The organism is Chryseobacterium sp. VD8, from assembly GCF_037149975.1.
Classification (GTDB): domain Bacteria; phylum Bacteroidota; class Bacteroidia; order Flavobacteriales; family Weeksellaceae; genus Chryseobacterium; species Chryseobacterium indicum.
Genome location: NZ_JBBCQL010000224.1, coordinates 1 through 7,682, shown reverse-complemented (window position 1 = coordinate 7,682; position 7,682 = coordinate 1). Strand labels below are relative to the sequence as shown.

The following is a 7,682-nucleotide window of genomic DNA, read 5'->3' as shown; positions in this document are numbered from 1 at the left end:
ATTTTCAAACGCATAATCCTGATAAAAATGCATCAGACCGTCCAATCCTACAACATTTTGAGTAACCAGCATATTATCCACCTGAACATCAGGATTTACGCTTCCGCAGGTTCCCATTCTGAATAATTGTAAAGCAGAATGTTCCGCTTTAAATTCTTTATTTTTAAGATCGATATTTACCAGCGCATCAAGCTCGTTCATCACAATGTCAATATTCTCCGTCCCGATTCCGGTAGACATTACGGTGATTCTTTCGCCTCTCAGCGTTCCTGTATGCGTGTAAAATTCTCTTTTATTCTTTTTAACTTCTACTTTGTCAAAATATTTTGAAACCTTCGCAACGCGGTCAGGATCGCCTACAAGAATAATTTTTTCGGCAATATCTTCCGGTAAAAGGTTCAGGTGATAAACACTTCCGTCTTCGTTCAGAACAAGTTCTGAAGCAGCAAGTTTATTCAGCATAAATTCGTTTTTATAGTTTAATACATTGAAATTGTGATTGATTTTTGTCAATCTTTAAAAATCCTCTCCCAAGATCCTCATCATTATTTTCAGAATGTCAATATTGGAAATTGACTTTTAGTAATGAATTTGATTTCGGGGTTTAAAATTAATAAAAAATACCCGAACTGAGATGTAAACATTATTTAATTCAGATTTAAAATTGTGGTAACGTCCGAATTCTGCGCTGTTAATAGATTTGCGCAAAAAATTTCATGAGATTTTATCCCTTTGCTGCGATCCTTTTTCTGCTCATGCTATTTCAGGGATGCAAAAATATCTTTATGATGATCCTTACTTTAAAAATTATAATATTCAGAAAGCCGATGCCATTTTAAAGGAAGGAATTAATTATCTCGCAAAAAATACATATTTTAAAACATTCGACAGAAGATCAGGGAAGAATCAACAGTCCTGTGAAAAAGGAAAATTCATGGATCTATGAAAATTCTTTCAAAACAGTAACGGTAAGAAATGCAGCTCTAACGAAACCTTATTTTCACAACGGGGCTTTCAATACTCTGGAAGAAGTTATGGATTTTTACAATGAAGGGGGAGGAGAAGGTCTTGGTTTAAAGGTGAAAAATCAGACGCTGGCTTCGGATAAGTTGAATTTAACCCAAACAGAGATTAAACAAATTATTGCATTTTTAAATTCTCTTACGGATACAAGCAGAAAATAGTTAATGATCAATGAAATATTCAATAGTTAAGTACCACATTAATAAAATTTATGGGTAAACTTTTATTAAAATGACTATATTGCGCCGATAATAAAAAGTATAAAAATTAGTCTTATCAATATCTGTATAGCAGAGCAGATTATTCAGGCTAAAAATAATACGATTAATAAACTATTTACCTTAAAAACTTAAATTTATGAAGTACGTTATCATTTTTGCAGCGATTCTTGCTGTGCTTATTATTTACACGGTAATTTCCAGCCGTAAAAGTTTAAAAAACGCTCCCGGAAAATTAATCAATGCCAGAAAACTGTATACTAATGGCGATTACAATGCCGCTTTAAAAGAATTAAGAGAAGCTTTTGTTCTTCCATTCGGAGATAAAGTAACCCTAGAATACAGAACTCATGTGTTAGCTGTTTTAGATCTTTTAACAGAAATTTTAAACGAGATGAACGTTAAAGCCGATAAATTAACCGCTAAATTATACAAGCGACTGAATGAAGCTACGGGAACGATTCAGATTGAGGAATATCTGCTGAAACCAATCAATGATTTCTTCGAAAATACAGAATCTGATGAAAAACTGGCGGAGTTTTTGAAAAAAGCGGCAATGTCGGGTGAAATTGGCGTTGTTTATAGTGATGATAATTCCGGACCGGATATCAGCAACAGAACCAATGAATTTATCAACCGCGGCGGGAAATTTTTAATGAAAGGAGAATATCAGAAAGCGATTGATGTTTATAATGAAGCGCTCAGCCAAAGCTGGGATCAGCAGGATGAAGCTTTTCTGTACGATCAGTTAGCATCATGTCATTTTATGAATAAAGATATTGTAGCAGCGGAAGCAAATTATCAGAAAAGCATCAGTATAAAACCATACTATACCAATATGTGGAACTACTGCGACTTTTTAATTTACAACAAGCGAAAAGCAGATGCAGAAACACAGATGTCTCAGCTTGCTGCGTTAATTAAGACAAAATCTGACCAGAAAGATTACGACAGCCTGTTCAAAAAATGGTACAGCCTGTCTTAAAAACCTAACCCAATTGAATACAATTAAAAGTCATATTTTATATGGCTTTTTTTGATTCTTATAAGTCCCGATTTAACATAAAATTCATTTAATTAACATTCCTCAACTGAAAAATCTTAAAACATTAATATTAACAGGAAATCCAATGGAAAAAGCAACCATTGAAAAGCTAAAAGCTATGATGCCACAAACACAGAATTATTTTTAAAAAATAAAAATTATTCTAATGCAAAAATTTGCAATGCCTCTGCTATCATTTGCTGAGTGAAACGCCATTGCGAACGAAAATATTTTCAGGTAAGATTAAAAAACTTTCACGGTCATAGCGTTTGAAGAATTTAAAATTAAAAACTATCCGCCAACTCTTTTCGTTTTATAGCCCATTTCTTTAAGGATATTCATAATCTTATCACGGTTGTCTCCCTGAATGATGATCGTTCCATCCTTTTCAGAACCGCCGATTCCCAGTGTGGTTTTTATCTTTTTTGAAATGTTTTTAAGTTCTTCCTCGCTTCCTTCCCAGCCTTCAACAATTGTTACAGGCTTTCCGTTTCTTCCTTTTTTTTCAAATTTGCACACCAAAGGTTCTTTTTGCTTGAACTGTTCTTCAGGCATCTCAAAATCCTGTTCTTCATGATCAGGAAAAAGGTTTTTCAATTGATCTCTTAAATCCATAAAGCAAAATTAATAAAATATTTACTTTTTCTAATTAAACGCAAAAGCAAAAAGGATTTTCATGTGTACGGTGCTCTGAAGCGCAGGAAAATCAAAGATTTTCAACAGGTTTTACAGTGTAAAATTTTATCAAAGATAAAATAAATATAACAGCCTATTTAAAAATTCTTTGCGCCATTGCAATTAACCAAAATTGAAAATACGTTTGTACCAAAAACAAATTTTAAACAAAATTTAAGTACGTCCATTCTTCCATTCATTTCAAAATAAATAAATTTGTAATACAAAAGTTTATACAAAATGTCGAAAAAAGCAATATTAGCGATCCTTGACGGATGGGGACTGGGAATGAATCCTGATGTTTCAGCTATAGATAAAGCAAACACACCTTTTATAGATAACTGCCTTAAAAATTTTCCACATACAACGCTTGAAGCGAGTGGTCTGGCGGTTGGACTTCCTGCCGGACAAATGGGAAATTCTGAAGTAGGACACATGAATTTAGGAGCGGGAAGAGTGGTTTACCAAAATCTGGTTAAACTGAATATGGCGGTTGAGAACGGTTCTTTAGGACAGCAGAAAGTGATTCAGGATGCTTTTGATTATGCTAAAAAAGAAAATAAAAAAGTACATTTCATCGGTTTAGTTTCCAACGGGGGAGTACATTCACATATCAACCACTTAAAAGGTCTTTTAACGGCAGCCCACGAATTCGGACTGAATGAAAATGTTTTCGTTCATGCCTTTACAGACGGACGCGACTGCGATCCGCTTTCAGGAAAAGGATTTATCGAAGAACTTCAGGATCACATGGAAAAAACAGTGGGAAAACTGGCAACCGTGGTCGGAAGATATTACGCAATGGATCGTGATAAAAGATGGGAGCGCGTAAAACTGGCTTATGATGCGATGGTAGAAGGAGTGGGAGAACAATCTACAGATGCTTTAGCTTCAATTCAGAAATCGTATGATAATAGTGTAACGGATGAATTTATCAAGCCTATTATCATGATCGATTCCACACAGACAGGAAATGTGGTTCCTGTTGCTAAAATTGTTGATAATGATGTGGTCATCTGCTTCAATTTCCGTACAGACAGAGGCCGTGAAATTACGGAAGTACTTTCTCAGAAAGATTTCCCGGAGTTTTTCATGAGAAAACTGCCGCTTTATTATGTGACTTTAACGAATTATGACAAAACTTTCCAGAACGTTCATGTTGTTTTCGACGAAGAAGTGTTACACGAAACGATGGGTGAAATTTTAGAAAGAAACCATAAAACACAGATCCGAATCGCAGAAACAGAAAAATATCCTCACGTTACATTTTTCTTTTCAGGAGGAAGAGAAGCCGAATTTACAGGAGAAAAAAGACTGCTTTGTCCAAGCCCTAAAGATGTTCCTACCTACGATTTAAAACCGGAAATGTCAGCATACGACATCACCAATGCGATCGTTCCCGAGCTGGAAAATGAAACTGCAGATTTTATCTGTCTGAATTTTGCAAATACAGATATGGTAGGACACACCGGAGTTTTTTCAGCAGCGGTAAAAGCAGCTGAAACGGTAGATAAATGCATTGAAAAAGTAGCAACCACAGCTTACGAGCATGGTTATGCGGTATTCATTTTAGCAGACCATGGAAATTCTGATGTGATGATTAATCCGGACGGAACGCCGAATACGCAGCATTCTACCAATCTGGTTCCTTTTATTGTCATGGATAAAGACCATACGTGGAATCTTAAACCGGGAAAACTAGGCGATGTTGCCCCTACAATCCTGAAAGTAATGGGAGTAGAAATTCCTGAAGTAATGACCGGAGATATTTTAGTGAACTAGAATAAATACTGGAGGTTTCATTAAAATATCAGAGACCATTTGTTTCTTAAATATTATTTAAGTTTTAAAAATATTAAAGATAAATTGCCGTTATTATTTATATAGCGGCATTTTTTTATGATTAATATCAGAAATAATTAACAAAATATTATGTCCTAAATAATAAATAAAACTTTAAATTTGTAGTTTAATCTAAATTCTAAAAATGTATCAAAAGCTTGTAAGGAAAGAAGTAATGGGAATTTTGGAAAAGGAAGTAGGTTCTTTTCTGAATAAATTTTTAACGCCAATTGAGAAAATCTGGCAACCCTCTGATTATCTTCCGGATCCCTCGAGCGAAGATTTTAAACATGATTTAGACGAAATTCAGACTTTTGCACGTGAAATGCCTTATGATCTTTTCGTAACCCTGATTGGTGACTGCATCACAGAAGAAGCTTTGCCTTCTTACGAATCCTGGTTAATGGGAGTAGAAGGAGTAGATCAGGAGCAGAAAGAAATCGGATGGGCAAACTGGGTGAGAGCCTGGACTGCAGAAGAAAACAGACACGGAGATCTTTTAAGCAAATATCTTTATTTGTGCGGAAGAGTAAATATGAGAGAAGTTGAGGTTACTACTCAATATCTTATTAATGACGGTTTCGATTTGGGAACAAGTATGGATCCTTACAGAAACTTCGTATACACGAGTTTTCAGGAAACAGCAACCAATATTTCCCACAGAAGAGTAGGAACGTTAGCAAAACAGTCCGGAAACGGAAAATTGGCTAAAATGTGCGGTGTGATTGCTGCAGATGAAGCGAGACACGCGAAAGCATACAAACATTTCGTAGCAAAAATTTTAGAAATTGATCCTTCGGAAATGATTCTTGCTTTTGAAGATATGATGCGTAAGAAAATCGTAATGCCTGCTCACATGATGAGACAGTCCGGACAAAAAGCAGGAGAACTTTGGGGACATTTTTCGGATGCTGCACAGAGATGCATGGTATATACAGGACAGGATTACATCAATATCCTGAAAGACCTTCTGGATGAATGGAAGATTGAACACGTAAAAGGTCTAAACGAAAAAGCTGAAAAAGCACAGGAATATTTAATGAAACTTCCTGCAAGGCTGCAGAAAATTACAGACAGAATTTCAACGCCGGATCTTCAGTTTCAGTTCAGTTGGGTAAAAAGTTAGTTCTATAATTGGATAAATTATAAAGTAAGAGTGCTAAGTATTTTTGGCACTCTTTTTATTTTGTATCTTTGCAATTCTAAATCTTAAATATAATGATGAATAATAAGAAAATTGCTGTTGATTTCGACGGAACCATCGTAGATGATGCGTACCCTGGAATCGGCAAGGCAAAGGTTTTTGCTTTCGAGACACTTAGAAGACTTCAGGCAGAGGGGTTCAGATTGATTCTGTGGACATACAGACACGGAAAAACATTAGATGAAGCAGTAGAATTCTGCAGAAAAAACGGGATTGAATTTTATGCAGTCAATTCAAGTTTTGAAGGAGAAGTTTTCGATCCGGAAACACAATCCAGAAAGCTGGATGCAGATTGGTTTATAGATGACCGAAATCTGGGAGGTTTTCCGGGATGGGGCGAAATTTACAATATTATTCAGGAAAGAATAGAATTCCGTGTGGAAGGAAAAGAGGTTTTAGCCTATTCAAAACTAAAAAAAGAAAAGAAAAAAGGATTATTCTGGTAGGATAATTAAAATGTAACGATTTAATAATGTATCAATTTACCAATTATTGATATTGTTACATTAATATACTAATACATTGGTAAATTAAAACAATGATTCAATTAAAAACAATAGACGAACTACGTCTTATGAAAGAAAGTGCCCGTTTGGTTTCCAGAACATTAGGAATGTTGGCGAAAGAAATCAAACCCGGGATTACCACTTTATATCTGGATAAATTAGCGCACGATTTCATCAAGGATCACGGTGCAGAACCTGCATTTTTAGGATATGGAGGATTTCCGTACTCTTTGTGTATTTCTCCGAATGAGCAGGTGGTTCACGGTTTTCCGAGTAAAGAAGAAATTAAAGAAGGAGATGTACTTTCTGTAGACTGTGGTGCTGTTCTGAACGGTTTCGTAGGCGATCATGCCTATACTTTCGAAATCGGAGAAGTAAAGCCGGAAACCAAAAAATTATTAAAAATAGCCAAAGAATCTCTCTATAAAGGAATTGAGCAGTGTGTGAGAGGAAAAAGAATCGGGGATATTTCCCACGCTATTCAGGCACACTGTGAAAAAGAAGGATATGGTGTTGTAAGAGAATTGGTGGGTCATGGTGTCGGAAGACAGATGCATGAAGATCCGCAGGTTCCGAATTACGGAAGACAGGGAAGCGGAAAAGTAATTAAAGACGGATTAACGATTGCAATCGAACCGATGATTAATCTGGGAACTGAAAAAGTGAAATTCCATAATGATGGATGGACGGTGACAACTTTAGACAATCAGCCTTCTGCGCACTTCGAACACGATGTTGCGGTAATCAACGGAAAACCGGTGCTGCTTTCAACATTCCAGTACATTTATGAAGCTTTGGGAATTGTAAGCGATGAAGAAAAAGCGTTCCAATTGGATTTTTAATGAAAAAAGTAACTAAACTTTTACTGAATAAAATTCCGCGTCCGATGCTTATTAAAATGAGCATTTGGGCACGACCGCTTATTTATCAGTTTTTTAAAGGCGATACGTTTTTTGACCCGATTGACGGTAGATCTTACCGTAAATTTCTTCCTTACGGATACGGAAGCCAGCGCGAAAACGCTTTGTCGCCGGGAACTTTAAGTCTGGAAAGACACCGTCAGATGTGGCTTTACCTGCAAAATGAAACCGATTTTTTCATTAAAAATTATAAAGTTTTACATATTGCTCCTGAGCAGGAATTCCTGAGAAAGTTTAAAAGAATGAAAA

General features: G+C 35.8%; 8 protein-coding genes and 2 pseudogenes. 8 read left to right on the top strand and 2 right to left on the bottom strand.

The window, feature by feature from the left end; all coding sequences use genetic code 11:
- Nucleotides 1-462 (bottom strand): phosphorylase family protein (locus WFK35_RS18645; protein WP_442892083.1); only part of this gene is annotated, 462 nt, incomplete at its 3' end.
- 238 nt (nt 463-700) lie between these two features.
- Between WFK35_RS18645 and WFK35_RS18640 the strand changes: the two genes are divergently transcribed.
- The 3 genes and pseudogenes from WFK35_RS18640 (at nt 701) to WFK35_RS18630 (ending at nt 2,226) form a co-directional block, all read left to right on the top strand.
- Entirely contained in the window at nt 701-946 is a 246-nt protein-coding gene (locus WFK35_RS18640) for a hypothetical protein (RefSeq protein WP_336733818.1), read from the top strand.
- A pseudogene (locus tag WFK35_RS18635) lies at nt 894-1,184 on the top strand (cytochrome-c peroxidase); the annotation flags it as partial. The gene WFK35_RS18640 and the pseudogene WFK35_RS18635, both read left to right, overlap by 53 nt.
- Nucleotides 1,185-1,380: 196 nt before the next feature.
- On the top strand, nt 1,381-2,226 hold the full coding sequence (locus tag WFK35_RS18630; RefSeq protein ID WP_336733817.1) for a hypothetical protein: 846 nt from the start codon (nt 1,381-1,383) through the stop codon (nt 2,224-2,226).
- Between the two features lie 351 nt (nt 2,227-2,577).
- Here WFK35_RS18630 and WFK35_RS18625 read toward each other — a convergent pair whose 3' ends face one another.
- A complete protein-coding gene (locus WFK35_RS18625) occupies nt 2,578-2,901 on the bottom strand; it encodes a translation initiation factor (RefSeq protein WP_039368770.1) in 324 nt (107 codons plus the stop codon).
- Nucleotides 2,902-3,201: 300 nt separating this feature from the next.
- Here WFK35_RS18625 and gpmI point away from each other — a divergent pair, with 300 nt between their 5' ends.
- The 5 genes and pseudogenes from gpmI to WFK35_RS18600 form a co-directional block, all read left to right on the top strand.
- Nucleotides 3,202-4,743, top strand: coding sequence for a 2,3-bisphosphoglycerate-independent phosphoglycerate mutase (gene gpmI, locus WFK35_RS18620; protein ID WP_235130906.1), 1,542 nt, complete (start codon nt 3,202-3,204; stop codon nt 4,741-4,743).
- Between the two features lie 205 nt (nt 4,744-4,948).
- Nucleotides 4,949-5,929, top strand: a complete 981-nt coding sequence (locus WFK35_RS18615) for an acyl-ACP desaturase (protein ID WP_235130905.1) — start codon at nt 4,949-4,951, stop codon at nt 5,927-5,929.
- Nucleotides 5,930-6,021: 92 nt separating this feature from the next.
- The gene (locus tag WFK35_RS18610) at nt 6,022-6,453 is read left to right on the top strand and encodes a BT0820 family HAD-type phosphatase (RefSeq protein WP_076390366.1); all 432 of its coding nucleotides are present in this window, start codon (nt 6,022-6,024) and stop codon (nt 6,451-6,453) included.
- 92 nt (nt 6,454-6,545) lie between these two features.
- Nucleotides 6,546-7,355, top strand: coding sequence for a type I methionyl aminopeptidase (map, locus tag WFK35_RS18605; protein ID WP_336733816.1), 810 nt, complete (start codon nt 6,546-6,548; stop codon nt 7,353-7,355).
- A pseudogene (locus WFK35_RS18600) lies at nt 7,355-7,682 on the top strand (SAM-dependent methyltransferase); the annotation flags it as partial. The gene map and the pseudogene WFK35_RS18600, both read left to right, overlap by 1 nt.